Annotated in this window: 28 protein-coding genes; 10 read left to right on the top strand and 18 right to left on the bottom strand. The window is 58.4% G+C overall.

What is annotated here, in order from left to right; translation table 11 throughout:
• The 5 genes from K290_RS0101925 to K290_RS0101905 all read right to left on the bottom strand — a co-directional run bounded on the left by K290_RS0101925 (position 1) and on the right by K290_RS0101905 (position 6734).
• Entirely contained in the window at positions 1-936 is a 936-nt protein-coding gene (locus tag K290_RS0101925; protein WP_028750309.1) for a carbohydrate ABC transporter permease, read from the bottom strand.
• Between the two features lie 90 nt (positions 937-1026).
• Positions 1027-2286 (bottom strand): ABC transporter substrate-binding protein, encoded by a 1260-nt coding sequence (locus tag K290_RS0101920; RefSeq protein WP_028750308.1) that lies wholly within the window; start codon positions 2284-2286, stop codon positions 1027-1029.
• Positions 2287-2328: 42 nt separating this feature from the next.
• Positions 2329-3495: a PLP-dependent transferase gene (locus K290_RS0101915; protein ID WP_028750307.1), complete on the bottom strand. Its 1167-nt coding sequence runs from the start codon at positions 3493-3495 to the stop codon at positions 2329-2331.
• The gene (locus K290_RS0101910) at positions 3492-4187 is read right to left on the bottom strand and encodes a FadR/GntR family transcriptional regulator (protein ID WP_028750306.1); all 696 of its coding nucleotides are present in this window, start codon (positions 4185-4187) and stop codon (positions 3492-3494) included. The genes K290_RS0101915 and K290_RS0101910 overlap by 4 nt, the downstream gene beginning before the upstream one ends.
• Positions 4188-4427: 240 nt before the next feature.
• The gene (locus K290_RS0101905) at positions 4428-6734 is read right to left on the bottom strand and encodes a heavy metal translocating P-type ATPase (protein WP_028750305.1); all 2307 of its coding nucleotides are present in this window, start codon (positions 6732-6734) and stop codon (positions 4428-4430) included.
• Positions 6735-6804: 70 nt separating this feature from the next.
• Between K290_RS0101905 and K290_RS0101900 the strand changes: the two genes are divergently transcribed.
• Both K290_RS0101900 and K290_RS0101895 read left to right on the top strand, forming a co-directional pair.
• Entirely contained in the window at positions 6805-7227 is a 423-nt protein-coding gene (locus tag K290_RS0101900; RefSeq protein WP_028750304.1) for a MerR family transcriptional regulator, read from the top strand.
• Between the two features lie 183 nt (positions 7228-7410).
• A complete protein-coding gene (locus tag K290_RS0101895) occupies positions 7411-8253 on the top strand; it encodes a universal stress protein (RefSeq protein WP_245276446.1) in 843 nt (280 codons plus the stop codon).
• A 50-nt stretch (positions 8254-8303) separates the two neighbouring features.
• On the opposite strand, the gene K290_RS0101890 is transcribed toward K290_RS0101895, so the two are convergent.
• From K290_RS0101890 to K290_RS38220, 7 genes are all read right to left on the bottom strand, one after another.
• Positions 8304-8897: a class I SAM-dependent methyltransferase gene (locus K290_RS0101890; RefSeq protein ID WP_028750302.1), complete on the bottom strand. Its 594-nt coding sequence runs from the start codon at positions 8895-8897 to the stop codon at positions 8304-8306.
• 136 nt (positions 8898-9033) lie between these two features.
• Positions 9034-10755, bottom strand: coding sequence for an ABC transporter ATP-binding protein (locus K290_RS0101885; protein ID WP_028750301.1), 1722 nt, complete (start codon positions 10753-10755; stop codon positions 9034-9036).
• A gap of 234 nt (positions 10756-10989) precedes the next feature.
• Positions 10990-11445, bottom strand: a complete 456-nt coding sequence (gene derI, locus K290_RS0101880; RefSeq protein ID WP_028750300.1) for a D-erythrulose-4-phosphate isomerase — start codon at positions 11443-11445, stop codon at positions 10990-10992.
• On the bottom strand, positions 11445-12227 hold the full coding sequence (locus tag K290_RS0101875) for a triose-phosphate isomerase (RefSeq protein WP_028750299.1): 783 nt from the start codon (positions 12225-12227) through the stop codon (positions 11445-11447). The genes derI and K290_RS0101875 overlap by 1 nt, the downstream gene beginning before the upstream one ends.
• Before the next feature lie 8 nt (positions 12228-12235).
• Entirely contained in the window at positions 12236-13000 is a 765-nt protein-coding gene (locus K290_RS0101870) for a DeoR/GlpR family DNA-binding transcription regulator (RefSeq protein ID WP_028750298.1), read from the bottom strand.
• Positions 13001-13430: 430 nt separating this feature from the next.
• The gene (fba, locus tag K290_RS0101865) at positions 13431-14495 is read right to left on the bottom strand and encodes a class II fructose-bisphosphate aldolase (protein ID WP_028750297.1); all 1065 of its coding nucleotides are present in this window, start codon (positions 14493-14495) and stop codon (positions 13431-13433) included.
• A gap of 407 nt (positions 14496-14902) precedes the next feature.
• On the bottom strand, positions 14903-15112 hold the full coding sequence (locus tag K290_RS38220) for a hypothetical protein (protein ID WP_081670198.1): 210 nt from the start codon (positions 15110-15112) through the stop codon (positions 14903-14905).
• Between the two features lie 140 nt (positions 15113-15252).
• On the opposite strand from K290_RS38220, the gene K290_RS0101855 reads away from it, so the two are divergent.
• The 3 genes from K290_RS0101855 (at position 15253) to K290_RS0101845 (ending at position 17040) form a co-directional block, all read left to right on the top strand.
• Complete coding sequence (locus K290_RS0101855; protein WP_425337579.1) at positions 15253-15996, top strand: LuxR family transcriptional regulator; 744 nt, start codon at positions 15253-15255, stop codon at positions 15994-15996.
• A 78-nt stretch (positions 15997-16074) separates the two neighbouring features.
• Positions 16075-16740, top strand: coding sequence for an acyl-homoserine-lactone synthase (locus K290_RS0101850; RefSeq protein WP_028750294.1), 666 nt, complete (start codon positions 16075-16077; stop codon positions 16738-16740).
• Between the two features lie 36 nt (positions 16741-16776).
• Positions 16777-17040, top strand: coding sequence for a hypothetical protein (locus K290_RS0101845; protein ID WP_028750293.1), 264 nt, complete (start codon positions 16777-16779; stop codon positions 17038-17040).
• Between the two features lie 263 nt (positions 17041-17303).
• Here K290_RS0101845 and K290_RS0101840 read toward each other — a convergent pair whose 3' ends face one another.
• A complete protein-coding gene (locus K290_RS0101840) occupies positions 17304-17510 on the bottom strand; it encodes a CsbD family protein (protein WP_028750292.1) in 207 nt (68 codons plus the stop codon).
• Between the two features lie 183 nt (positions 17511-17693).
• On the opposite strand from K290_RS0101840, the gene K290_RS37135 reads away from it, so the two are divergent.
• Positions 17694-18002 (top strand): hypothetical protein, encoded by a 309-nt coding sequence (locus tag K290_RS37135; RefSeq protein ID WP_154668531.1) that lies wholly within the window; start codon positions 17694-17696, stop codon positions 18000-18002.
• Positions 18003-18043: 41 nt separating this feature from the next.
• On the opposite strand, the gene K290_RS36055 is transcribed toward K290_RS37135, so the two are convergent.
• Together K290_RS36055 and K290_RS0101830 are read right to left on the bottom strand one after the other, a co-directional pair.
• Positions 18044-18208: a DUF1328 domain-containing protein gene (locus K290_RS36055; RefSeq protein ID WP_028750291.1), complete on the bottom strand. Its 165-nt coding sequence runs from the start codon at positions 18206-18208 to the stop codon at positions 18044-18046.
• Between the two features lie 168 nt (positions 18209-18376).
• Complete coding sequence (locus tag K290_RS0101830) at positions 18377-18901, bottom strand: hypothetical protein (RefSeq protein WP_028750290.1); 525 nt, start codon at positions 18899-18901, stop codon at positions 18377-18379.
• Positions 18902-19143: 242 nt separating this feature from the next.
• Here K290_RS0101830 and K290_RS0101825 point away from each other — a divergent pair, with 242 nt between their 5' ends.
• Positions 19144-19422 (top strand): hypothetical protein, encoded by a 279-nt coding sequence (locus K290_RS0101825; RefSeq protein ID WP_028750289.1) that lies wholly within the window; start codon positions 19144-19146, stop codon positions 19420-19422.
• A 319-nt stretch (positions 19423-19741) separates the two neighbouring features.
• On the opposite strand, the gene K290_RS36050 is transcribed toward K290_RS0101825, so the two are convergent.
• From K290_RS36050 to K290_RS0101810, 3 genes are all read right to left on the bottom strand, one after another.
• Positions 19742-20083: a DUF2934 domain-containing protein gene (locus tag K290_RS36050; RefSeq protein WP_081670173.1), complete on the bottom strand. Its 342-nt coding sequence runs from the start codon at positions 20081-20083 to the stop codon at positions 19742-19744.
• A 129-nt stretch (positions 20084-20212) separates the two neighbouring features.
• Positions 20213-21022, bottom strand: coding sequence for a mechanosensitive ion channel family protein (locus tag K290_RS0101815; protein WP_028750287.1), 810 nt, complete (start codon positions 21020-21022; stop codon positions 20213-20215).
• A gap of 132 nt (positions 21023-21154) precedes the next feature.
• Positions 21155-22063: a membrane protein gene (locus tag K290_RS0101810; protein WP_028750286.1), complete on the bottom strand. Its 909-nt coding sequence runs from the start codon at positions 22061-22063 to the stop codon at positions 21155-21157.
• An 843-nt stretch (positions 22064-22906) separates the two neighbouring features.
• Here K290_RS0101810 and K290_RS0101805 point away from each other — a divergent pair.
• From K290_RS0101805 to K290_RS0101795, 3 genes are all read left to right on the top strand, one after another.
• Positions 22907-23092, top strand: a complete 186-nt coding sequence (locus K290_RS0101805; RefSeq protein WP_028750285.1) for a hypothetical protein — start codon at positions 22907-22909, stop codon at positions 23090-23092.
• A gap of 245 nt (positions 23093-23337) precedes the next feature.
• Positions 23338-23922 carry an RBBP9/YdeN family alpha/beta hydrolase gene (locus tag K290_RS0101800; protein WP_028750284.1) on the top strand — a complete coding sequence of 195 codons (585 nt, stop codon included), beginning with the start codon at positions 23338-23340 and terminating at the stop codon, positions 23920-23922.
• Positions 23923-24034: 112 nt separating this feature from the next.
• Positions 24035-24694 carry a peroxiredoxin gene (locus tag K290_RS0101795; RefSeq protein WP_028750283.1) on the top strand — a complete coding sequence of 220 codons (660 nt, stop codon included), beginning with the start codon at positions 24035-24037 and terminating at the stop codon, positions 24692-24694.
• Positions 24695-24711: the final 17 nt, after the last annotated feature.

Below are 24711 nucleotides of genomic sequence, written 5' to 3'. Positions count from 1 at the left end.
TCAATCCTTGTTCAGCAGGGTCTGCCGCAGCAGGATGATCAGCATGGAATAGGCAAGCAGCAGCAGGAGCAGGACGAGGGCGATGGCGGATGCGTAGCCGAAATCCAGCCGCTTGAATGCCTGGGTGAAGATATAGCTTGCGACGATCTGGGTGCGATCGGCTGGCCCACCGCCGGTCATGACGACGATCAAATCCGCGAAGTTCGAGATCCAGACCGTGCGTAGGAGCACTGTAATGGCAATCGTCGGAGCGAGGAATGGGAGGGTGATCGAGCGGAAGCGCTGGAACCAGCCGGCGCCGTCGATCGAAGCGGCTTCATAAAGATCGCGCGGGATTGCCTGGAGAGCGGCGAGCAGCGTGATGGCGAAGAAGGGGATGCCCCACCAGACATTGGCGACGATCGGCCCCCACATCGCATATTGCGGATCGGAGAGGATGTTGCCGGGCTCCTTCATCAGGCCGAGAGCGAAGAGCCAGTGCGGGATGGGCCCTATCACGGGATTGAAGAGCCATGCCCAGTTGAGGCCGGCAAGGAAGGAGGGGACCGCCCATGGCAGAAAGACCAGTGCCTGGACGATCGCCCTGCCGAAAAACGGCTTGTCCAGCAGCAGGGCAAGAATCAGCCCGAAGATGAATTGCAGTGCCACGGAAGCGCCGGTCCACCAAAGCGTATTCTTCAGCGCCCAGTAGAAAGCTGTATCCTTGGAGAGATCGCGGAAATGCTGCAAGCCGATAAAGCCCCCGGAGAACGGATTGAGCAGTTGAATATCCCGAAACGCGTAGGAAATGCCGATCACCAGCGGCACCAGCATGACGGCGATAATGAGAATAAGCGCGGGGGCGCTATAGAGATAGGGCTCCGAGGCATCGGCAAGGCGCTTCGGCCAGGGCCTGCGGTCGTGACGCCTGTCGAGCGTGTCGGCGGTCATGGTCATCGGCCAATGTTCCCGTTCGCGGCGTTCGGACGCCGTCTGTTTCACGTGCGCAAAAGCGGCGGCGGATCGCTCCGCCGCCGGGGGACGAACTTATTTCTTGGCGAGGAATTTCTGCTGCGCCTTGGTCAGATAATCTGCCCATTGATCGGCCAGGTCCTTGGCCGAAATATCGCCGAGCAGCGCCTGTTGTGACGTCTTGATGGCAAGCGAATCCTTGAAGAAGGCAAATTCTTCGAGATAGGTCGGCATGACGGTCGGAACCGTGTTCTTGTCGGCCAATTCCTCGAACCAACCCTTGAACTGGTCGCCGGCATAGAAGGGGTCCTTCTCAGCCGAGGTATAGGCCGGCAGGGCTCCGATCTTCTTGTTCCATTCGAGATTGCCTTCCTTGCCTTCGAGCGTTGCGATCAGCTTCCAGGATAAGTCCTTGTTCTGGCTCGTCGAGAACATTGACCAGCCGGCATAACCGATCGTTGGGAAAGACTTGCCATCCGGACCCTTCGGCAACGGAGCGACGCCGAAATCGTCCTTGTTCATGCGTTCGGCGATCGCGATCAAGGCATCCGGATCCTGGTCGAGGAAAGCACAGGTGCCGGAATAGAAGCCGGCGACGACCTCGTTGAAGCCCCAGTTGACGCTGTCCTTCGGCGCATAGCCCTTCTTGTAGAGATCGACCATCCATTCGATGCCCTTCTCCCAGCCGGGGCTGTTCATCGTCGAGGTGCCGTCATCCTTGAAGTATTTGTTGTCCCCTGCCATGGAGGCCGCGAAGATCATCCAGCCGTTCAGGCCGCCGGGACCGCCGCGCATGCAGTAGCCGTATTTGCCCGGCAGCTTGGAGATTGCCTCGGATGCCTTGACGAAATCGTCCATCGTCTTCGGCGGTTCCGCGATGCCGGCGTCCTTCAGGATCTTCTTGTTGTAGAACATGGCGCGCAGATAAAAGCCGTAGGGCAGCATGTAGGCGGTGTTTTTAACGTCGCGGCCGAGTTGAAGAGCACGCGGCGTCAATTCACTCGTATGCTCCCACTTCGCGAGATAAGGCTCCAGGCTTTCGAGCATGCCGTTATTGCCATAGAGCGAGAGCCAGGTATCCGGCATTTCCATTACATCGGGCGTGTCGCCCGCCGAGACCATCGTCGCGAATTTCTGGAAGGCTTCGTTCCAAGGCAGGGAGATGATATCGACCTTGGTGCCGGGATTTGCGGCCTCAAACTTGCCGACGATCGACTTCAGCGTCTCCGTCCGCTCCGGGCTGGTAATAACTTCGACCAGTTTCAACGTGGTATCAGCAAATGCCGTGCCCGCCATCATCGTGGCGAAAAGTGCTGCCGTGATCAGTGTTTTCATGTTCAGTTCCCCCTTTTCGGTGTTTCTCTCAGGTTGACGATCTTATGAGGCGGCGGCGATCGCTTCCTCTATATCTCTCCATAGCGCCTCGGTTCCTTCGAGACCGACATGGAGACGTACGGACCGCGGGTTTATACCGAAGGTATGCGCGGAATTCGGCTGTGCCTTCTGCTGAAGCACGACCTCGCCCGGTACGATCAGGCTTTCGTGCCCACCCCAGCTCACACCCAGTTTGAAGAGCTTGAGGTGATCGGCGAAGGCGCGGATATCGACGCCTTCGCGGAAGATGAATGAAAACAGGCCCGAGGTGCCGTTGAGCCCGGCGGGCAGACGGTTCGCAAGGCCGGGGTGGCAGACCTGCTCGACGACATCGAGTTCCTGCAGCCGCTTGGCGATCGTCATTGCCGCCGCCTCATGCGCCCGCATGCGGATCGGCAGAGTGCGAAGGCCGCGGATCAGAAGCCAGGCGTCGAAAGGCGAAAGCTTGCCGCCGAGATAAGGATATGCCTCGGCTTTCAGCCGCGCAATCATCGCCTTCGAGCCGGCAACCACGCCGGCAACGACATCGCTGTGGCCGCCAAGATATTTGGAGGCGGAATGGATGACGAGATCGACCCCGAGCGTTAGCGGCCGCTGGAAATAGGGGCTCGCCCAACTGTTGTCGATCATGGAAACGGCGCCGTGCTGCTTGGCAAGTGCAGCGAGCGCGCCGACATCATGGGCTTCCATCACCCAGCTTGTCGGGCTTTCCAGATAAAGGACCTTTGCACCGGGAAGCGCCTTGGCGACGGCCTCCTCGTCGCGGCCATCCACATAGGTCACCTCGACCTTCATGCGCTTCAGGATCGTGCCGAAAAGACGGAAGGCATCCGGATAGACATGCTTGACCGCGACGATCCGATCGCCGGGTTCGACAAAGCTCAGCACGGCCGAAGAGATCGCTGCCATTCCGCTTGCGAAGCCGAGCGCATCCTCGCCGCCCTCTAGTTTTGCCAGCATTTCCTCGAACATACGTACTGTCGGATTGAGGCCGCGCGTATAGATCGGCCGCACCTTCTCGCCGCGATAGGAGGCGATCATGTCGTCGTAATTGGTAAAGGTAAAAAGCGATGTCTGAAAAATCGGCGGCACCACGGCATCGGCGTAATTGCCGTCGTCATGGGCCGTGATGAGAGAAGCGAGATCGAACGGCTCTAGCCCGTCAGTCATTTGGACATTTCCTTGATGTCTTCCTCGACGACGTCGAGAATTTTCAATGTTTCGGCGCGCGCCGCCTCAGGATCCTGGGCGATGATCGCGTTGAATAGCGTGCGGTGAAAGGGGAAGGACCGGCGGGCAAAATCTTGCCGGTCGAAAGGGTGGGTCCAGAACCGCTCGAAACTCCCGCGCATCTGTTCAAGGAGTTGTTTGAACAGCGGATTGTGGGTGGCATCGTAGACGGCGAGGTGAAACGCCAGGTCCTCCGGGCCGGATGTGCCCTTCGCCATGTGGACGCGCTCCATCTCATCGAGCTTCTCCTCGATGATCGCAATATCCTTGCGCGTGCGTCTCTTGGCTGCAACCATTCCGGCCTCGCATTCGATGCCGCGGCGAACCTCCAGGGTCTGCAGCAGTGCGTCGCGCAGATGCGCTGTGTCGAGCGACAAGGGCATATGAATGGTCGCCTTGGAGACGGGTTTCAGCAGATAGGTGCCGCTGCCTTTGCGAGTTTCCACGACGCCCAAGGCTTGAAAATGCGTAACGACTTCCCGGATCGTCGAGCGCCCGACCGAGAGGGCCACCATCAATTCGCGCTCAGTGGGCAGCCGGTCACCGGCCTGGAGCCTCGAAGACTCGATGAAGTCGGACAGCGCGTCGATAACTTGCTGCGTCCGGTCGATCGATGGAAGAGGAGTGAGCATTGCCTTCGTCATGACCTTAAATTGGTCTGACATCTGCCATCAGGTCAATCCATATTTTATACATGTGCCTGTTTTTTCACATGGGACGACGGGTTCTCACTCTCATTGCGAGTGGCGACTAAAACCCGGACAAACGGCAACGGGTGAAGGGTCGATTGAAGTGGTCAAAAGCAAAGGCCCGACACACCAATCCCGTGGAATCGGTGTGCCGGGCCGCGTTGCAGCCGATGTTGGTTGAGATCAGCGCGCTTTCATTGATTGCCCGCCGAACACGCCTTTCCATCGCAGCAGTCTCATCGCGTTTGCGGTGACGAGCACGGTCGCGCCGGTATCGGCGAGGATCGCCGGCCAGAGGCCGGTGATGCCGGCAATCGTGGTCACCAGGAACACCGCCTTCAGGCCAAGCGCCATGCCGATGTTCTGGTGGATATTGCTCATCGCCGCCCGCGATAGCACGACCATGTTGGCGACATCGGTCACGCGGCCGTGGAGAGCGGCGGCGTCTGCCGTCTCCAGCGCCACGTCGGTGCCGCCGCCCATGGCGATGCCGACATCGGCAGCCGCCAAGGCGGGTGCATCGTTGATACCGTCGCCGACCTTGGCGACGATCTGCTTCTTAGCCTGCAGTTCGCGCACGATGCGCTGCTTGTCTTCCGGCAGAAGCTGCGGACGGGGTTCGATGCCGAGTCCTTTCGCGATTGCACCGGCGGTACGGGCATTGTCGCCAGTCAGCATGACGGAGCCAATGCCGGCCGTCTGCAATGCCTCGATCCCGGTGCGCGCGTCGGCGCGAGGCTCGTCGCGCATGGCGATCAGGCCGGCGATCTTGCCTCCGACCACGAGAACGGAGACGCTCTTGCCTTCGTCGTTCATCGCTTCGATCCGGGCGCTCTGTTCGGCCGACAATGGCTCGCTCTGCCGGGCTGCCTGGGGAGAGAGGAGGGACATGGTCTCGCCGCCGACGCGTCCGCTGACGCCCTTACCGGGGAGGGCCTTCGCTTCGGCTGCAGGCGGAACCGGAACGCTATCGGATTTCGCCCGCTCCAGAATTGCGAGCGCCAGCGGATGGCTCGAACCATTTTCGAGAGCGGCAGCCTGCGAAAGGACCTCTACCTCGGTGTGCCCGAAGCCGACGATGTCCGTCACCTTGGGCTTGCCTTCGGTCAGGGTGCCGGTCTTGTCGAAAGCGACCATCGTCACCTTGCCCATGGTCTCCAGAACAGCGCCGCCTTTCAGCAGTAGGCCGCTGCGGGCGCCTGCCGACAGCGCCGCCGCGATCGCCGCCGGAGTGGAAATTACTAGGGCGCAGGGGCAGCCGATAAGCAGGATGGCGAGGCCCTTATAGATCCATTCCAGCCAGCTTGCGCCGGCGGCCAGCGGCGGCGTCACCGCGACCAGCGCCGCGACGGCGACGACACCGGGCGTGTAGTAGCGCGAGAAGCGGTCGATGAAGCGTTCTGTTGGCGCCTTGGATTCCTGCGCCTCCTCGACCAGCTTCACCACACGGGCTATCGTGTTATCGGTCGCGGCAGCGGTGACTTTGACGCGCAGCACGGCGTCCGTGTTGATTGTGCCGGCGAAAACCTTGGCGTCCACGCCCTTGCGAACGGGGGTGCTTTCTCCGGTGACCGGCGCTTCGTCGATGGCGCTCTCGCCTTCGATGATCACGCCGTCGGCGGCGATGCGGTCGCCAGGACGCACGAGAATGACCGCACCCACCTTGAGGCTGTCGGCCTGAACTTCGCGGGTCTTGCCATTCTCTTCGATGAGGGCGGTTTTCGGGACCAGGGTCGTCAATGATTGGATGCTTGCACGCGCCTTTCCAGCAGCGACTCCTTCCAGCAGTTCGCCGACGAGGAAGAGGAAGACAACGGTTGCCGCCTCTTCACCGGCATCGATAATGACCGCGCCGACGGCCGCAATCGTCATCAGCATCTCGATGGAGAAGGGCGTGCCCGCCAGCGCCGCCATCACGGCGCGGCGCGCGATCGGCACGAGACCGACCAGCATGGCGACGATGAAGGCATAGGATGCGATCGAGGGTACGAGATGGCCAATGGCATAGGCGGCAACCAATGCCACGCCCGAGAGGATGGTCAGCCGACCCTTCTTGCTCTTCCACCAGGGACCGTCCATCGGCGCATGGTCGTGACCATGCAGCCCCTCGATTTCCTTCGCGCCGTGGTCGTGATGATCATGATCGGCGTGGTCGTGCGATGAATGATCATGGCCGTCATGATCATGTTGATCATGGTTATGGTCATGGTGGTCGTGATCATGATCATGATGGTCATGCCAATGTTCGGAGGGCGCGCGCTCGGCCTTGCTTGCCAGCGGGGCGAGGGAATAGCCGAGGCCCGACACTTTCTTTTCGATCGCGGCGAGATTGCTGGTCTCGTCGTGACGAACGGTCATCGTTCCTGCGGTGACGGAAACGGAGACATCCTCCACGCCCGGCATGCGCCTCACGGCCGTATCGATCTTGGCCGCGCAGGATGCGCAGTCCATGCCGCTTACTCTGTATCGTGCTTCCGCTGTCTCAGCCATGATCCGTTCCTTGTCAAACCATGGCATCTCTCCTACATCCTCTAGCGGCTAGAGGTGCAAGAGGAAAATTATGAAAAAGATCACGATCGGCGAGGCGGCCCGGCAAAGCGGCGTCAAGGTGCCGACAATCCGCTACTACGAAAGCATCGGGCTTTTGGCGGAACCGGACCGGAGCGAGGGCAACCAGCGTTCCTACGAGCAATCGCACCTTCACAGACTGGCTTTCATTCGCCACGCCCGCGAATTGGGTTTCGAGGTCGATGCGATCAGGACGCTTCTGGCGCTCCAGGACGATCCCAATCAATCCTGCGCCTCCGCTGACGCCATCGCCAAGGCCCGCCTCATCGAAGTCGAACAAAAGATACGTAGCCTGACGGCCCTGAAAGCCGAGCTGGAGACTATGGTCGAAGGGTGCGGTCACGGCCGGATCGACCAGTGCCGAGTGATCGAAGTTCTGGCCGATCATGGACAGTGCATGCATCCGCGCCATTAGATTGCAAAGCCTGATCTCGGATTAAAGCGGAATGCCTGCGATGTTGCGAGCCCTTTGATCTAGGACTAGAATCCACCGATTGGACCAAAAGCGATACGGCAGCATCGCGGAAGGAGGTCCGATATGATGAGCCCGCCATTACATAGAAACGATCCGAAACCACCACCGCAAGGGGCAGGTCTTATGTCGGCCGGCACTCTGCGTGAAGCGACCGTCCGCGCCGATGTTCTTGCATTGCTACCGGATCCTGCAACCGTTCGGAACTGCCTGGACGCAGCCGAGGACGCCGCGCGCGCCATCCACGGCAGCATGGCGGCAGCTCATATCGGTGCTGATCCCGAAAAAATGATCGCCGCGCCTGAGGAAATCGACCTCCAGATCCTGCGGGACATGAATGAGGACTCTCCGAACCATAGATTCGAACGGATTGCGAGCGCTTTTGCGGATTGGAGGCGGGACCGAGCCGACCGCGAAAGCCTGTTGCTGGATGATTGCCGCGGCGATCTCGCCCGCTGTGTGACGGCCGAATGCCATGAGACGGCACTGGTCGTCGCTCCCTGCCACGGCAATATGGATGCCCGCGATGCATTTTATGATCTGCTGTTCAAGGAGCACAAGCTGGTACTGGTGCCGCCTCCCGGTGCTTACACCGGCAACTTGCTCGGCCATGTGGTGATCGGCTGGAAACCGCATGAACATGCGCAACGCGCCGTCGTTGCGGCAAGGCGCTGGCTGGTTGCAGCCGATCGCATCACTGTTCTCTGCATCAACGATAAAACTGACGGAAGCTACCAGCGCACGGCGAGGGAGTTGCTTGATCGGCTCGGGCTTGAGGGCGAGGTGGTCGCGATCAGTTCCGAAGGCCGGTCGGTCGGAGAAACGATCCTTGATTTTGCCCGTTCAGCGACCGCGACATGCTTGCTGATCGGAGCATTCAAGCGCGGATATCTCCTGGAGCTGCTTCTCGGCCGCGTCACGCGTCATCTCCTGTCGCATTCCATGCTTCCCCTGATGATGAAACATTAGCTCCTTGAGGCGATCGTTTGATCGCCCGCATGTGCGAACAGCGTTCGCCGCTAAGTGCGCTCCAGGATGATGCCGTAGTGATAGGGAGGTAATTCCGCGATGCGGGCGGTGCTAAACCCCGCCGGTTCGACGCTCCTTTGCACGGAGTCGGGCGACATGCGCATGTCCGTCCTTGGGCCGCGCGGCTGACCCAACACGACCGTTTGTTCCCTGGGGATCGGATGCCAGTTGACGATCGCGAACAAGCCGCCTGGCCGTAGGATATGCCTGACTGCCCGTGCCAGACCTGGCTTGTCGGGCACGCCATGAAACGTGTTGGCCATCAATACATAGTCGACCGGTTCCGACAGCAGCGAGGCGATCTCGCGCGCATCGGCATTGATCCATTTGCAGACAGTGCCTCCGACGCGCTCCACCTCGATTTTTGCCTGCTCGATCATCCCCGCATCGAGATCAAGCGCATAGACGCGGCCATCGACAAGACGGGCAAGCGGCGCGGTAAAATAGCCATCCCCACAGCACAGGTCGAGCACGGTCATGTCAGGCCGGATGCCGAGATCAGTCAGAACTTCCGCCGGCCTCGGCCAAAGGACTGCCCACCAATCCCGGTCAGGCATCGAGGTTGCGGGGAACAGTTCATCCATTGTTCTTTTCTTTCGACGCTGAGGCTATTTCCGGCTCCAGGCAGAATTTATGGGGCGTCCTGATGGTAGGCTAGACGGACTCCTTTCGGAACCCGTCCACACGTTTATTTGGCCGCCGCCGCAATGCTCATCTGCTTCATGGAAGCATGTCGAACTGAGCGTTGTGAAGTCTGGCGTAGCCACCGCCGCGGGCCAGCAGCTCGGCATGCGATCCCTGCTCGAGGATCCCGTCCGGCCCCATGACAATGATGCGATCGGCATTGCGGATGGTCGTCAGCCGATGCGCCACCACCAGGGTCGTGCGTCCCTTGGAGAGATCCGCCAGCGCCTGCTGGATGGCATACTCGGTTGCCGTGTCGAGCGCGGACGTTGCCTCGTCTAGGATAAGGATCGGCGGGTTCTTGAGGAAGATGCGCGCGATGGCGAGACGCTGCTTCTGTCCGCCCGACAGTTTCACGCCGCGTTCGCCGGTCGGCGTGTCCAGACCGTCGGGCAGGGAGCGGACGAATTCGTCGAGCGATGCGCGGCGCAGCGACTCCATGATGTCCTGATCGGTCGCGCCAAGCTTTCCATAGGCGATGTTCTCGCGAATGGTCGATCCGAACAGGAACACGTCCTGCTGCACGATGCCGATCTGGCTGCGCAAAGAGGCTTGCGTCATATCGCGGATGTCGATGCCGTCGATGGTGATGCTGCCGCCGGTCACATCGTAGAAGCGCGGTAGCAGCGAGCAGATCGTCGTCTTGCCCGTTCCCGAAGCGCCGACGAAAGCGACCGTCTCTCCGGCCGATATCGTCAGATTCAGGCCATCGAAGATCGTACCCTGATCCGAATAGCCGAAGCTGACATCCTTATAGACGATATCGCCTCTGAGATGATCGACCACGATCGCATTCGGCCGGTCGGCGAGGTCGGGCTGCGTGTCGATCAGCGACAGGAAGCGTTTGAAGCCGGCAATGCCCTTCGGATACATTTCGAGCACCGACGTGATCTTGTCGATCGGGTGGAAGAAGACGTTGATCAGCAGCAGGAAGCTGACGAAACCACCATAGGTCAGCTCGCCGGAAACCACGAACCAGGTTCCGGCCACCATCACCACGAGCTGCACGAGGCGCGTACTGAAATAGCTGAGCGCGATGCTCGCCGTCATATAGGCGTAGGCATTCAGTTTGGTGGCCCTGTAGGCCTCATTGTTGCGGGCAAAGAGCCGGCTTTCGTATTCCTCATTGGCGAAGGCCTTGACGACGCGAATGCCGCCGACGCTCTCCTGCACGCGAATATTGAAATCACCCACTTTTGTGAACAGGCTGCGCCAGTTCAATGTCATCTTGGCGCCATAGCGGCTGACAAGCCAAGTCATGAAAGGCACGATGATGGTCGTCAGTAGCGCCAGCTTCCAATGCACCGAAAACATCAGCAGGAAAGCGCCAATGAAGGTCATAATGGCGATGAAGACGTCCTCAGGTCCGTGATGGGCGATTTCGCCCACCTCTTCGAGATCCTTGGTGACGTGGGTGATCAGATGCCCGGTCCTGTTATTGTCGAAATAACGGAACGAGAGCTTCTGAATGTGGTCGAAGGCCTGACGGCGCATGTCGGATTCGATCGAGATGCCCAGCGCATGGCCCCAATAGTTGACCACGGCCATCAGGCCGGTGTTCAGCGCATAGACGACCAACAGCAGCGCAGCAACCGCGGCGATCAGACCCCAGTCACGGCTTGGCAGCAGTTCATCGACGAAGAGCTTGACCGCCAGCGGGAAACCCAGCTCCAGGAGGCCGGCGACGACTGCGCAGCCGAAATCCAGAAAAAACAGCGTCTTATAACGCGCATAATAGGAAAAGAAGCGACGAAACATGAATGCCCTCCAAGGGCACGAGAGATCATATTGTTAGACAAGGATGGACTGAACAGCAGTCCGCATTCGGCATCGCTGTTCAGCGCTGATTGGTGCCGAAATGTCTCATCTAATTGATCTCCCTCATGAGTCGCAGGGATCTTATAACTGACGAACCAGGCGTTGTCATCCCCGGCAGCAAATTGGTGTCGTCGCGCGCCCATGTGAGAGCACGCAATGCCCGCACCGCCCAAATCAACGGGCTTTATATTTCGTGTCGACTTCGTTGATTGCCTTGACGTTTCCGGCCGAGCGACCCTCTTCATCGAATGTATGCGCCAGGAAGGTGTCGGCGATGGCTTTGGCAAGTTCCGGCCCGATGACGCGGGAGCCCATCGTGATGATCTGCGCATTGTTGGAAAGCGCGGCCCGTTCAGCCGAATAGGTGTCGTGCGTCAGCGCCGCGCGGATGCCGGGCACCTTGTTCGCCGAAATGCTGACGCCGATCCCGGTGCCGCAGACGAGGATCGCCTTGTCGTAAGTGCCGTCAATGACGCCCGAAGCAATGCGATCGGCAAGATTTGCATAGAACGCATCGGGGCCGGCGTCGGTGCGCGACACTTCCTGCACGTCATAGCGGTCCTTGAGGTGCTCGGCGAGAACTCTTGCGAGGCCTTCGCCCGCGCTGTCTCCTGCGATTGCAAGCTTCATTATCTATCTCCCTGGAGTTTGGCGGTGCATTGGGCGAGGATGCCGAGATATCCCTCAGCGCTCCAGGCCGAACGACCGATGAAAAGCCCGTCGATATTCGGGCACGATATGAGTTCTTCGCAGTTCCCCGGATTGACCGATCCCCCGTAAAGGCAGGGGACTCGGCGGCCGAGCACATCCTGTGCGACCGATATGATCTCGGCATGGCGTGCATCGGCATAATCTGGCGAAGCGGGAATTCCCCTTTCACCGATTGCCCAGACAGGTTCGTAGGCAAGAAGGATCTCTGCGGCCTTTTGCGCCTCGGACAGCTTCGAAAAAGCGCCGAGAACCTGAGTTTTCAAAATATCCGTCGCCCGGCCGCTTTCCCGATCGGCCAGCGTCTCGCCGATGCAGATGAGCGGGATCAGAGCGTGGCGGATAGCGGCTTCGGTCTTCAGGCCGACCGTCTCGTTGGTCTCGCCGAAATGCTCGCGGCGTTCCGAATGGCCGAGCTCGACGATGTCGAGGTTGCAATCCCTGAGCATGAGGGGCGAAATCTCGCCGGTCCAGGCACCCTCATCGGCCCAGTGCATATTCTGCGCGCCCACCTTGACGGAGGTGCCGGCAAGCAGGGTCTTGACCTGCCGCACCGCCGTAAACGGCGGAATGATGAAACGCTGGATCGCTGGATCCCGCCCGCCATCGGCGGCGCGCAGCGTCTCGGCATAGCTGGTGGCTTCCGCCAGCGTCTTGTTCATTTTCCAACTGGTTCCGATCCAGAAGAGAGGTGTGGCGCTCATGTCGTCTCCTAGTCCGAGGCGATGATCAGATTGATGTCGGCGCGTTCGAGTTGCGCGGCGGCGGCGGGCTCGGGCGTGCTGTCGGTGATGATGGCGTCGAAAGCGGAAAGATCGGCCATGACATGCAGGGCGGTGTGTCCGATGCGCTGGTGATTGACCAGCAGGCAGGTCTTGCTCGCGGACGCGATCATAGCCCGCTTTGCGCGCACCACATTGTCATCCATGTGATAGGCGAGGGTGCCGGAAACGGCCGGCGTCGAGATGAAGGCGATATCCGCCCTAAGGCGAAACAGAGCTTCCTCGGTCACGACCCCAAGAAATGCGTTGAATTTCGGCGAGTATATGCCGCCCAGCGCAATCAATGTGATGCCGCTTTCGTTCTTCAGCCTCTCGATGATTGCGGCATTGTTGGTAATCAGCGTCAGCGGCCGCTTCTGGAGCAACATCTCGCCCAGAACCGCGGCCATGGAGCCGTCGTTGACCATGACTGTCATGCCCGGCTCGACAAGTTCCAGTGCGCGCCGCGCCATGCTGAGCTTCGCCTCGTTGCCCTGGCGTTCGCGAATGCGGAAGTCGCTTTCGAACTGCATCCCCGCATCGATCGTCGCGCCGCCGCGGATCTTGCGGACGACACCTGCCTGTTCGAGATCGTCGAGATCGCGATGAATGGTCATCTTCGACACGGCAAAGCGATCGGCCAAGTCGTCAAGGTCGACGCTCTTATGTTCGACGAGCAAGTTGATGATCGATTGTTGCCGTTCTTCTCGTTTCACCTTGATGCTCCGGTTCTCTCCGGATCGGATGCCTCGCAATGTAACACGTTTATCACATGATGACACATGATTTTTGTTGTTTTGTTATAATTTCATGTGGCGCGAACACTGCAGGACTGCGCGAATGGCGTCCGCCTTCGCAACGCCGCCAGCCAAGGCGACGAGGCTTGCGCGATATCGGTGCAATCGCCGCCGAAGCGCTTGAGTGAACGGAACAAAGGCTTACGGCTGAGATCGAAGACGTTGTCACGATCACGCCGACGTTTCATTGCTGACGGCTGGACGACGGGCCGCGCGTCTGTTTCCGAAAGCCCACAGTCGGCCCCGGCTTCCGGTTGAGGGCATTTGATCCGGCCCAGCGAGGGCTGAGCCGGTACATCGCCGAGCAATTCAGCTCTGAAAACCGTCCAGCGGTATTATTCGAATGGCGTCACGAGAAGATCGGGTCGAGCGCGCCGGATTTGTAACGCTTGGCCATTTCCGCGACGGAAAGCGGTCGAATGCGGGCGGCGTGTCCTGCCGTTCCAAACTGCTCGAACCGCTCTTTGCAAAGCTTCGTCAGTGCCGCCATGGCCGGCTTCATATATTTACGAGGATCGAATTCGCTCGGGTCTTCCTGCAACACGCGGCGAATCTGGCCGGTCATGGCCATGCGGCCATCCGTGTCGATGTTGATCTTGCGAACTCCGTTCTTGATGCCGCGCTGGATCTCTTCGACCGGCACGCCCCAGGTTGGTTTCATCTGGCCGCCGTACTTGTTGATGATCTCCTGAAGCTCTTCCGGAACCGAAGAGGAGCCATGCATCACCAGATGCGTATTCGGCAATTTGCGATGGATCTCTTCGATCACATTCATCGCCAGCACCTTGCCGTCGGGCTTGCGCGAGAACTTGTAGGCGCCATGCGATGTGCCCATGGCGATCGCCAAGGCATCGACCTTGGTCTCCCGTACGAATTTGACTGCCTCGTCGGGGTTGGTGAGAAGCTGGTCATGCGAGAGCTTGCCTTCGGCGCCATGGCCGTCCTCGGCTTCGCCCATGCCGGTCTCCAGCGAGCCGAGCACGCCGAGCTCTCCCTCCACCGATATGCCGCCGAGATGCGCCATATCGGCGACCGTTTTGGTGACGCCGACATTGTATTCCCAATCGGCCGGCGTCTTGGCGTCGGCTTTGAGAGAACCGTCCATCATCACCGAAGTGAAACCGGCTTGGATGGCCGTCATGCAACTGGATGGGTCGTTGCCGTGATCCAGATGGACGCACAGGGGGATCTGAGGATAGATCTCGGCGACGGCGTCCATCATGTGCTTCAGCATGATGTCGTTGGCATAGGCTCTGGCACCGCGCGATGCCTGCATGATGACGGGCGCGTTGACGGCATCGGCCGCCTCCATGATGGCGAGCGCCTGTTCCATGTTGTTGATATTGAATGCGGGTACACCATAGCCATGTTCTGCTGCGTCATCGAGCAACTGCCTCAACGTGATGCGTGCCATTCAAGCTCTCTCCCTTTGCCATTGTGAGCGACTGCGATCAGTTCAATATTTGTCAGGATGTCAATCCGATTGCACCGGAGGGTGGCTATACGGTCGTGGCCGGATGCATAGATGGCAGAAAACCCCCGAAAACTTATAGAAGCGCCATAGCATCCCATCAAAATTCATAACAGCCTAAACTAACAAGATCACATGATTTGTGACGCTTTGCTTCGTGTGGGGAGAAATCGCGGAGAATTCGGCAGCTTTTTGCTAATCCTGAACCACGCGGCGGCGGCTCAGCGTCCAGATGCTGCTAAAGCAATCTTCGAGGTGAGGGGAATGGCCGCAAGCTTAGGGCGTCCGCTGGAGGTCGCCCCAGGTGCCAAGGCAGCGAGCCAATCGGCAAACCCAGCGGCAACAACGTTCTATCGGAAAAAAGAAGGGATTGGGTCGATCGTCTCGGGGGATAGAGCTCGATAGACCCGAATCCAAAATAGCGCTTCGCTGGTCCGTTGGCTTCGTTCGGCGATCAGAGCTCGTATCAACGCTTCTGAGCCGGCCATATCGTGCCAGCTCGTTTTCAATCCGATCGCAGCTTGGCTCACCGCCTCCTCGGCTTCGTCCACTTGGCCCATCTCGCTTTGGCCCATCTCCCTCACCTAACGTGAGGATATACGACTGCCTTCGTTAACGTCATTCCCCTCATATGTGGGGATGCTCTTGTTTGTGGAACCAATCTCGCGGTAAGATGGTAATGAAGCTGGGGTGACGCATGATGCGGGGAACGTCCGACAACCCAAGGTTTGAGCACGCTTTCAATGAGATCAAAGCGGCGCCTAATGTCGATACTGCCATTCGATCTCTGCAGGCGGCATATCACGTCGATTACGTGACTTACCATCTTGCCCAGACCATCATGGATACGATCGACGCGCCGTTTGTTCGTACCACCTATCCCGATTCCTGGGTCTCCCGATATCTTCTCAACGGTTACGTCAAGATTGATCCCGTTGTGAGGGAGGGCTTTCTGCGTCAGCTTCCGTTCGACTGGAGCGAGGTGGAGCCGACGCCGGAGGCTTACGCACTGTTAGTCGACGCGCAGAAGCATGGCCTCGGCGGCAACGGCTACTCTATTCCGGTGGCCGACAAGGCCAGGCGGCGGTCATTGCTCTCGATCAATTCGGGTTTGCCGCCTGATAGGTGGCAAGAATTGGTCGCCAGTTGCCGAGAGGAATGGACGGAACTGGCGCATCTCATCCACGGCAAAGCAGTGCAGGAACTCTATGGCGAACATGACCCGGTGCCATCCTTGAGCCCAAGGGAAATCGAGTGTCTGCATTGGACAGCGCTTGGCAAAGACTACAAAGACATCGCGCTGATCCTCGACATTTCCGAACATACGACGCGCGATTATCTAAAGACGGCACGGTTCAAGCTGGGCTGTGCCACACTCTCGGCAGCCACGACCAAAGCAGTCCAGCTTCGCATCATCACTCCCCTGACAAATCCCCTCAAATGAGGGGCTCCATTTGCGGGATTTCCCACTATGGTTTTCCGGCCCATTCTTGCCTTACGACAGCAACTGTTGGAGGCGAAAATGTTCATAGTTATTCAGGCACATGAATATCATAAATATGCGAACATCCTCGACCAGATGTTCCGCCTTCGTAAGAAAATCTTTGCTGATACGCTCGGCTGGGACGTAACCGTCGTCGGCCCCTACGAACGCGATAGCTATGATGCTCTCGGCCCGGCCTATCTCGTCTGGTGCGACGAACGCCGTATCCGGTTCTACGGCGGGATACGGCTCATGCCGACGACAGGGCCGACGCTTCTCTATGACGTCTTCAGAGACACGTTTCCGGCTGCAACCGATCTCGTTGCCCCGGGGATTTGGGAAGGAACGCGCATGTGCATCGACGAAGCTGCCATCGCGAACGATTTTCCCGACATCGATGCCGGCCGGGCGTTCAGTCTGTTGTTGCTCGCGCTTTGCGAATGTGCCCTGGATCACGGCATCCACACGATGATTTCAAACTACGAACCCTATCTCAAGAGGGTGTACAAGCGGGCAGGCGCCGAAGTCGATGAACTTGGCCGCAGCGACGGATACGGGAGATATCCTGTTTGCTGTGGTGCGTTCGAGGTCTCGCCGCGCGTCCTTGCGAATATGCGGCGCATGCTCAAAGTCTCGGCTCCGCTCTATGTCCGTCCCCAGCCAATGCGATCCGTTACGACCCGGCTGTTGGACATCGCGGCATGAGAAACGTGACCTTCGTGTTTCGAATAGGAGGCGCTCATGCCCGACGACGATAGTCTGAGAGTGCGTGAATTTGTTAGAATGTTTAGGCTGATCTCCTCGGCGAAGGAGGCAGCCGAAGCGCTACAGCTTCGCAACCTTGTCCATCTGACGAACATGGCGTTGCTGCAGGTGGCACTCGACTGGGATGGTCTGGACCCCGAACGTGACCCCGACATAGACCTCGGAGGGCTCGTTCGCGAGAAAGCTCGGATCGCGATGAGGAATGGCAGGGAGAATCTGCTCGTCCTACCCCATACTTGAAACCAGCTCTAAAGAGTCTCGCTTGCAGGTGGAATGACCTGCACGCGGACAAGATGCTCTACGTTCAAAAGTGTTGAGCGCCTTTTGTGCGTTCGACTAACGCGCGGCGCACGAGGAGCGGGATATTCAACGAGTTTCGGTCGGCGCGTCGATCTGATCCCTGCAGGATGGCGTGCGGGCCGGGAAAGGGTTGGCATCGAGCATCGCGAACGAGCGAAAAAAAGCCCCGCCGAGGCAGGGCAGCACTTCCGTCACGAGGGGTGTCAGTGCCAGGTCTGTCGATTATACCAAGCATCGATGTCGCGCCGAGCGCGGTCTCTTTCCAACCCGTAGCGTTCCTGAATTTTACCCTCGAGCTGATCTAAGCGACCGTCGATTTGATCAAGGTCGTCATCCGTGAGCTTACCCCACTGCTCCTTGACCTTGCCTTTGAACTGTTTCCAGTTTCCTTCGACTCTGTGCCAATCCATGATTTTGTCCTCGCTATCTCGTTTGCTGACGAGGGGATAACGCGGGTTCGTTGTCTTTGTTCGGGAAAAGCCTGGTTGCGAGCGTCGAAAATGACAGGCCCGCTTGGTTTATGGAAGATCGGCGGAGATGTGCCGCAAGCCTCTTGGAGTGGGTCGAGAGACGTGTAGAAGCTGTGATAAGATATGGTGCAGATCGATCGCCGGGCGTGCCCGCTTTGCCTGGTGGAATATCATTTGGCCCACCACGATCCGACAGAGCTTTTTCGTTCTGTGGAATTTGAACCTTTGTTGTCCGAAGTCATGACAGGTGATCTTTTAGGCCCGCCGCGATGCTGGGCAAGCACGCGACGGGCCAGGGCATCGCTGCTTGGTTTGTGCGACACCCCGTGGCGCCCCCTTGCCACCCGCGCCCAAACCAATACGATATGGGAAAGTTCCAGTAAATTTTTAGAAAACTCGGCTAAAGAGCTGCACATTATACAAAAGGCGTAGTTCTCTAGCCGAGCCATTATTGGGCTGCTTCATTCTTTGTCTTATGGTCGCCGCACGACCCGCATAACCAGCGAGACGATGAACAAAACCAAGAAGATGAAGAATAGAAATTGCGCGATCGAAGCAGAAGCACCTGCAATGCCCCCGAATCCGAGAACACCGGCAATCACCGCCACAACCAAAAACACGAGAGCATAGTAAAGCATCGTGGTCTCCTTTCGATTGATGTAGGAGATAACGGAGCGCCACGATATTGGTTCCGAAGCATCATGCCCTAGCCAATCCAATCCTTGGAGTTTGCCTACGGCACCGATCGTTCAAACCACGCAAATGAATGCCGGCGATGAACTGGCTAGGGAACAACTATAGGCTGGCTACCGAAATTCCACGGCGTTCCGGAATGATCTGTCGCCCTCATGGGGTTCTGGGGGTTCGGCCGCCTGAAGGTAGAATTTGACAGGTGCCGTCAGAACGAACCAAATACTTGCTCCGAACAAAAAATACGCGCCGACGGAGTCACCCGAGCCGGCAAAAAACGGAAGGCTGGCGGACATGAACAAAACAGTCATTCTCACCGACCATTCTGCTTCTCGTCTGGCGAATGCATGTGTCCTGAGACGCGCATATTCACGAAGACCATACAGATCGGCTTTTTTCATCGAGCAAAGGAGCTTCCAAAGGGAAGGAAGCGCCAGCATGATGAGAGCCGAAACGCTGACGAGAAGCCCCGAGCCGCGTAAAAAATGCTCGGCGGCAATCAAAAGAAACAGGAGTACGGCAAGGTGCCAAGCGGGTTCGAGCCGCTCTGGAGGCTGACCGGAATAAATATGCCAGCTTCGAAGCCAATTGGCGGCGCCATCGAGCAGTGGTTGATCGACGTAACGATTGATCCATTCCATTTGTAAGCAGTCCCATTGCCGGAGGAGAAGGGAACACCACGCAAATCGGTCATCATCGTGGCAATACCATCGATAACCAGCGAATGGCTGCTACGACAGCGCCTCTGGCAGCCGGAACTTCATGAACAGTCTGCCGTTTATAGCCATCTTTTATGGGAGGAGATCATGGAATTCAGCGACATAGGTATCGCGTTAAATGACGCGGCCGCTCCAGTGGAATGCAACAGCGAAGGAGTCGAATCTTGAACACCGCCAACCTCCAACTCGAAGGTCTTCTTACCGCGATTGCTTCGATCAATGCACTTCTTGTTGATAGCGGCGTCGTTTCTCGCAGCGATATGCAACAGGCGTTGGAACGTGCACAGCAGGGCGTCAACGGCGAGGCCCGCGGTCTGTCGGAAGCCAATCGGAAAGCCATGCTCTTTCCCATCCGCCTGCTGCTGCTTGCCAATGAGGATTCGGGTCCAGGGAAATCCAGGACGTTTGCCGAATATGCGGAGGCAGTCGGGAAATCATCCTGACGAATGCTCGATGCATAAGATATGACGGTGGAAAATCCGAGAACTCCTGCCGCAGCGGCGAGAGAGTTTGCGGCCGGCTGCGTTCGTTCTTGCTTGCCGATAAACGGGCGTTTGCGAAGAACGCGACATATCAGAGGCAGCCTCCGATACGTCGCGCCTTGGGGAATTGCGTCGTCAACCGAACAGATGCTCGTCCAGCGAACGGATGCCGCGGTGCTGAGGGCGTAAGAACATGGACGTCAGGGTAGGCTCGGCCGCTTCAGGTGAACGAACCTTGAAGCTGCCGTCGAGCTGCGGTGAATGCGGCCGTATCGTCGTTTTAAGGCTGCTCTCGCATGCCTGGCGCAGCCGTCCGTATATGGGCGTCTTCAAGATCGCTTTTTACCAGAAATGCGTCAGTATGCTCTCTGGCTGCTTCCCGCAGGGCATCCAAGTTTGGCACGTCGTCGCCCTCGATCTCGGTCTTATCGAGATGAAACTCACCGTTGATCTGCCTTTCGGCACGTTCCCAGTGCTCAAGATGTCGGCCTTCTTGTCTGCCTTCGTTCTCCCAGATGGCGTATGCCCGCTCTCTGATTTCCTTTTCGAGATCTCTCGTTGCCGGTTCCGCTACTTGTGATTGATCGACTGTCGGCGAATTGGTCGGTATGTCATCTGCCATCGGTCATCTCCTTTTCGCCTATCAATCGACATGAGGGGAGTATGTTCCGCGACCATGCCGGCCTTTTGTTCATTCACGCCAAAATTCCTGCGGCGGCACATCACGGACTGACGCAAACGCATCGGCGGTTTACTTGAGCATGATGCCCTTGGCAGAAAGGCCGCGGCGCAGCCGCTCGATCACGGAGTGGCGCGTCTCGGACCATTCCCTGGTTTTTGCCCAATATTCGATCATCAACACAGTCTTGTCGGCGGTAAGATCGTCCGAATAGACGCGAGTGGGCGGATCCCTTCGCACCCGTTCGTCCGATCTGACAAGCTCCAGGATCGCCTGCGTCGCAATGTCGATATCCACATCGTTGCCGACGGCGACCGACAGTCGCTGCCGCCGGCTGACTTCGCGGCTGTGATTTTTGATCGGTGTATTCCAGAGCGTAGAATTCGGAGCCATCAGGTAGAGCCCGTCGGCCGTCGTCATTTCGGTTGCGAACAAGCCAATTTCCAGGATGCGCCCCTCGACGTTGGTGGTCTCGATATACTCACCCACGCGCGGCGGCCTTAGCACCAGCAGCATGATGCCGGCTGCAATGTTTTGAAGCGTACCTTGCAATGCCAAGCCGATCGCCAGGCCTGCAGCGCCGAGAGCGGCAACAATCGAGGCGGTCTGAATGCCGAATTGTGCCAGCACGGCGACAAAGACAAAAATGAGAATGCCATAGTGCAGGACGCTTTCGAAAAAGCGGGCAAGCGTCTCATCGATCCCATGTATTCTCGATAGACCTTGATAGGCCCATCGGCTCAAAGCTCCGGACAGAATCCAGCCGCCGATGAGAAGAATGACGGCGCCGAGAATGGAGAAGCTATATTGTACAACCAGTGCCGCCGCTTGGCTGAAAGCGGCGCGCGCGGCAAGAATAAGGTTGACCGGCTGATTTTCCATTGGAAAAGCATCCTTCCAAGATAATGGCTGATATGATTGGGTCGGAAATAGTCCGTTACGCCTGTTTTCAACCGGGATCTGGCCGTTTCTGCCGAGACGAAGCTCGTGCCCCGAACCATATCGAGAGCGGTGTCAGAGCCGAGTTCTGATGAGATCTTCTTCCTCATCACGCTGTCGGCCGCCAAGGGCGGCTGCGGCAGAGGCGATGAACGCGCCGACAATCAACGACAGGGAGCCAAGCAAGGTCGTTGTGACGGCTGCCTTGCGCGCTTGATCCGCGGCCTTTTGCGCTGCTGTCTTGGCATCGTCGATCCGCTTCAATACGGCATCGACGCGTGCCTTGGCATCCGCCTCCGATAGGCCGGTTCTCGATGCGACCATCGTTGCCAGATAATTCTTGTCTTCATCGGAAATTTGACCTTGAGCTGCGCCGTTGAGCAATATGCGCGAAATCTCCGCAGCCGACGCATTTTCGTCGGCGGTGGTCCGCGTGCGGTTTTGTTCGGGACGAAGCAGCACATCCGTGAAATACGAAGTAGTGAGATTGGTAGCCGGCGCACCGGAAGACGCGGCAGCCGCCGTTCCGGCGATGCCTGCGGTCGTTGCGGCTGTACTGACGGCCTGTGCACCGGCGCCCGCCAGAGAGGTGAGCGATGAGGCCAGAAAACCAGCGACGAAGATCGTCGCCAATGCCCAGCTTATAAAGCCATGGGCCGTATCGCGGAAGAAGACTTCATCGGTATGAATGGCGGCCCATTTTGTGCGAAGCCGGCCCGTGAGATAGCCGCCGAAGGCTGACGACAGCCATTGCACGACCACCAGCCAGATTGCTGCGGTAATGCCGATCGAACCTGCCGACGCGCTTTGAGCCGACCAGGGAGACACCATAGTGAGGCCAACGCCGGAGCCGAGCAAAAGCAGGATGAGACTGATTCCCGTGGCCGCCACGGCACCGCCGATGATGGGCCCCCAGGAAATTGCCGAATTGGAGGATTCGACCGGAGCCAGGGAGGCTTCGGGCCTGTTCATGGAGACGGACATCATCGCCTCCTATCGCATGAAGAGAACAAGAAGGATGACGATCGGCAGGGGAATGCCGAGAAGCCAAAGAAGAATACCGCGACCCATGATGAGACCTCCGTATCAAGCGACTGCTTTGGGATATGCAGCGGTTGAACGCAGGCTACGGACCTTTGTTCCGTCACCGTAAAAACCGAATGGGAAAGCAACGAATTAGTCGGAAAACGACAATCTTCGCATGCGGAACTTCACACTCGCGATGTGTAGCGATGGGAGGTTCAAAGCAGCACGGGTACCCGACATCAAGGCATTGTATTGGGTGGCAGTGTGCGAAACGCCGAACCCTTTAGGGGCACTGATAAGCCGGTTCCTCATTAGAAGATGAAGATCGTCCGGCTCTCGCCCGGCCTGTAATATGCGCGGTATAGAACATGAAAAGAACTCGCTGCCGTCTGGCGGATAGCGGCGAGTTCTCTTCATTCAGTCCGCCGCAAAGCAGTCATCTGTCCGCTCTGTGGCTGCACGAAATTCTTCGACTCAGCACCGCCCCGAATTCCGCTCAATACTTGCCACATGCCGGGGCTTCCAAATAGTCGCTAATATGTATTAGCGCTTTCGCTCCGATCGGATGACCGAGCGGATGATCTAATCAGCCTTGGTTCGCCCGGATCGTCAAAGCGGGAGAGCCTGTTCTGGCCTTCACAGCGGATGTCGAGAACAGATTTCCGCTTTTCCCCGCAAGGAAAGACGGTCGTTCCTTTTTATCTACTGTTTTTATAGGGAATATTGGCTCGCAACCTCGGCCGCTGGCTCAGGGTTCGGTTCTTGCGTCACAAAACGCCGGTTAACGACATGGAGGATCGCATGAAATTCGATTTCATCAGTCGCCTGCAGATAGTCTTCAGCCGTCTTGTGCTTCACGGGGCGGGCAAGCCGGGCGCTCCCAGAAGACCCGTCGAAAGAACGATCCCGCTGGATGACGGCCGCTATCCATCCGCGCGCGACTACGAGCTCTACTATTGGTGCTCCACGCCAGCACCCTGGTATTGAGAGGAAACACATTATGGCCTTGGCCTTCGATCGGCGACGACCGGTCGCGAGACGGCTTTCGAGCGGCATTCGATCCCGTCTCGCTTATGGGGTCGAAGTTTGCTCCGTTGTCTCATCCTTCCTATTTTTGTTCGCCTTTGTGGCGGGAGTATTCTGATGCTCCTCACCCTGTATTTCGGAGCCGTTGCACGGAGCAGTCGCTCCGTGTCCTGCCGATTTCCTCGCAACGCAATGATGGGCATGCCATGAGCAGAGTGTTGATCTTGCCGGGCCTGTTCGGATCGGGCGAAGGGCATTGGCAGCACTATTGGCTGCAGGATCAGCCGGACGGACGCCTAGTGGATCAGGACGATTGGGATCATCCGAACCTTCGCGCCTGGATGGGGAGGCTTGATGCGGCGCTGGAAGAGGCGGGGGAGGCCTACATCGTCGCCCACAGCCTCGGCTGCCTACTGGCCGCGCAGCTCGCGGATCGGCCGACAGCACGCCGCGTCAAAGGCGCGCTGCTCGTCGCACCCTGTGATCTTCCGGCGACCGAGGCGCTTCATGCGGGGCATATTTCTTTCGGAACCATGCCCACCGCGACCTTACCTTTTCCCAGCCTGACGGTCGGCAGTCTGAACGACATATACATGACGCTTGACCGCCTCACGATGTTCGGGCACCTCTGGAATTCCGATATCCGAAATATCGGCCTTGCGGGCCACATCAACATTGCCAGCGGCTTCGGGCGCTGGCCGAGCGGGTACGGGCTGCTGGAGATGCTGAAGGCGCGGGCTAGACACCGGAGACCGCCAAGGTCGATGTCCGCGGCTGCCGCGACTGCCTAAAAGGAGGACTTTTCTTCGGATGCATTAGCCGGCATCCTGCGGTAGATTTTAACCCAATGTTCGTCGCCAGCAATTTTGCCAGGTACGGCGAGCACTATCTGGAGGACCCACCATGAGCCTGCGTATCAACGATATCGCACCCGACTTTACCGCCGACACGACCCGCGGACCGATCCGGTTTCATGACTGGATTGGCGATGGCTGGGCAGTGCTGTTCTCCCATCCCAAGAATTTCACGCCGGTCTGCACGACGGAGCTTGGGGCAATGGCGGGCCTTGAGCAGGATTTCGCCAAGCGCGGCGTCAAGATCATCGGCATTTCCGTCGATCCGGTCGAAAGCCACAGCAAGTGGAAGGGCGACATCAAGACGGCAACCGGATTCGACGTCGAATATCCGCTGATCGGCGATAAGGATCTCAAAGTCGCCAAGCTCTATGACATGCTGCCTGCCGGCGCCGGCGAAAGCTCGGAAGGCCGCACGCCCGCCGACAACGCCACCGTGCGCTCGGTCTTCGTCATCGGCCCGGACAAGAAGATCAAGCTCATCCTCACCTATCCGATGACGACGGGCCGCAACTTCAACGAAATCCTGCGCGCGATCGACTCCATTCAATTGACGGCGAAGCATCAGGTCGCCACGCCGGCGAACTGGCAGCAGGGCGAGGATGTCATCATCACCGCCGCCGTATCCAACGACGACGCCATCACGCGCTTCGGCTCGTTCGATACGGTTCTGCCTTACCTTCGCAAAACGAAGCAGCCGTCGGCCTAAACGGCCCCGGGAACGCT

This window comes from Rhizobium leucaenae USDA 9039, from assembly GCF_000426285.1.
In the GTDB taxonomy this organism is placed as follows: domain Bacteria; phylum Pseudomonadota; class Alphaproteobacteria; order Rhizobiales; family Rhizobiaceae; genus Rhizobium; species Rhizobium leucaenae.
The sequence above is the reverse complement of the archived record's forward strand: the minus strand, read 5'-3'. Positions and strand labels throughout refer to the sequence as shown.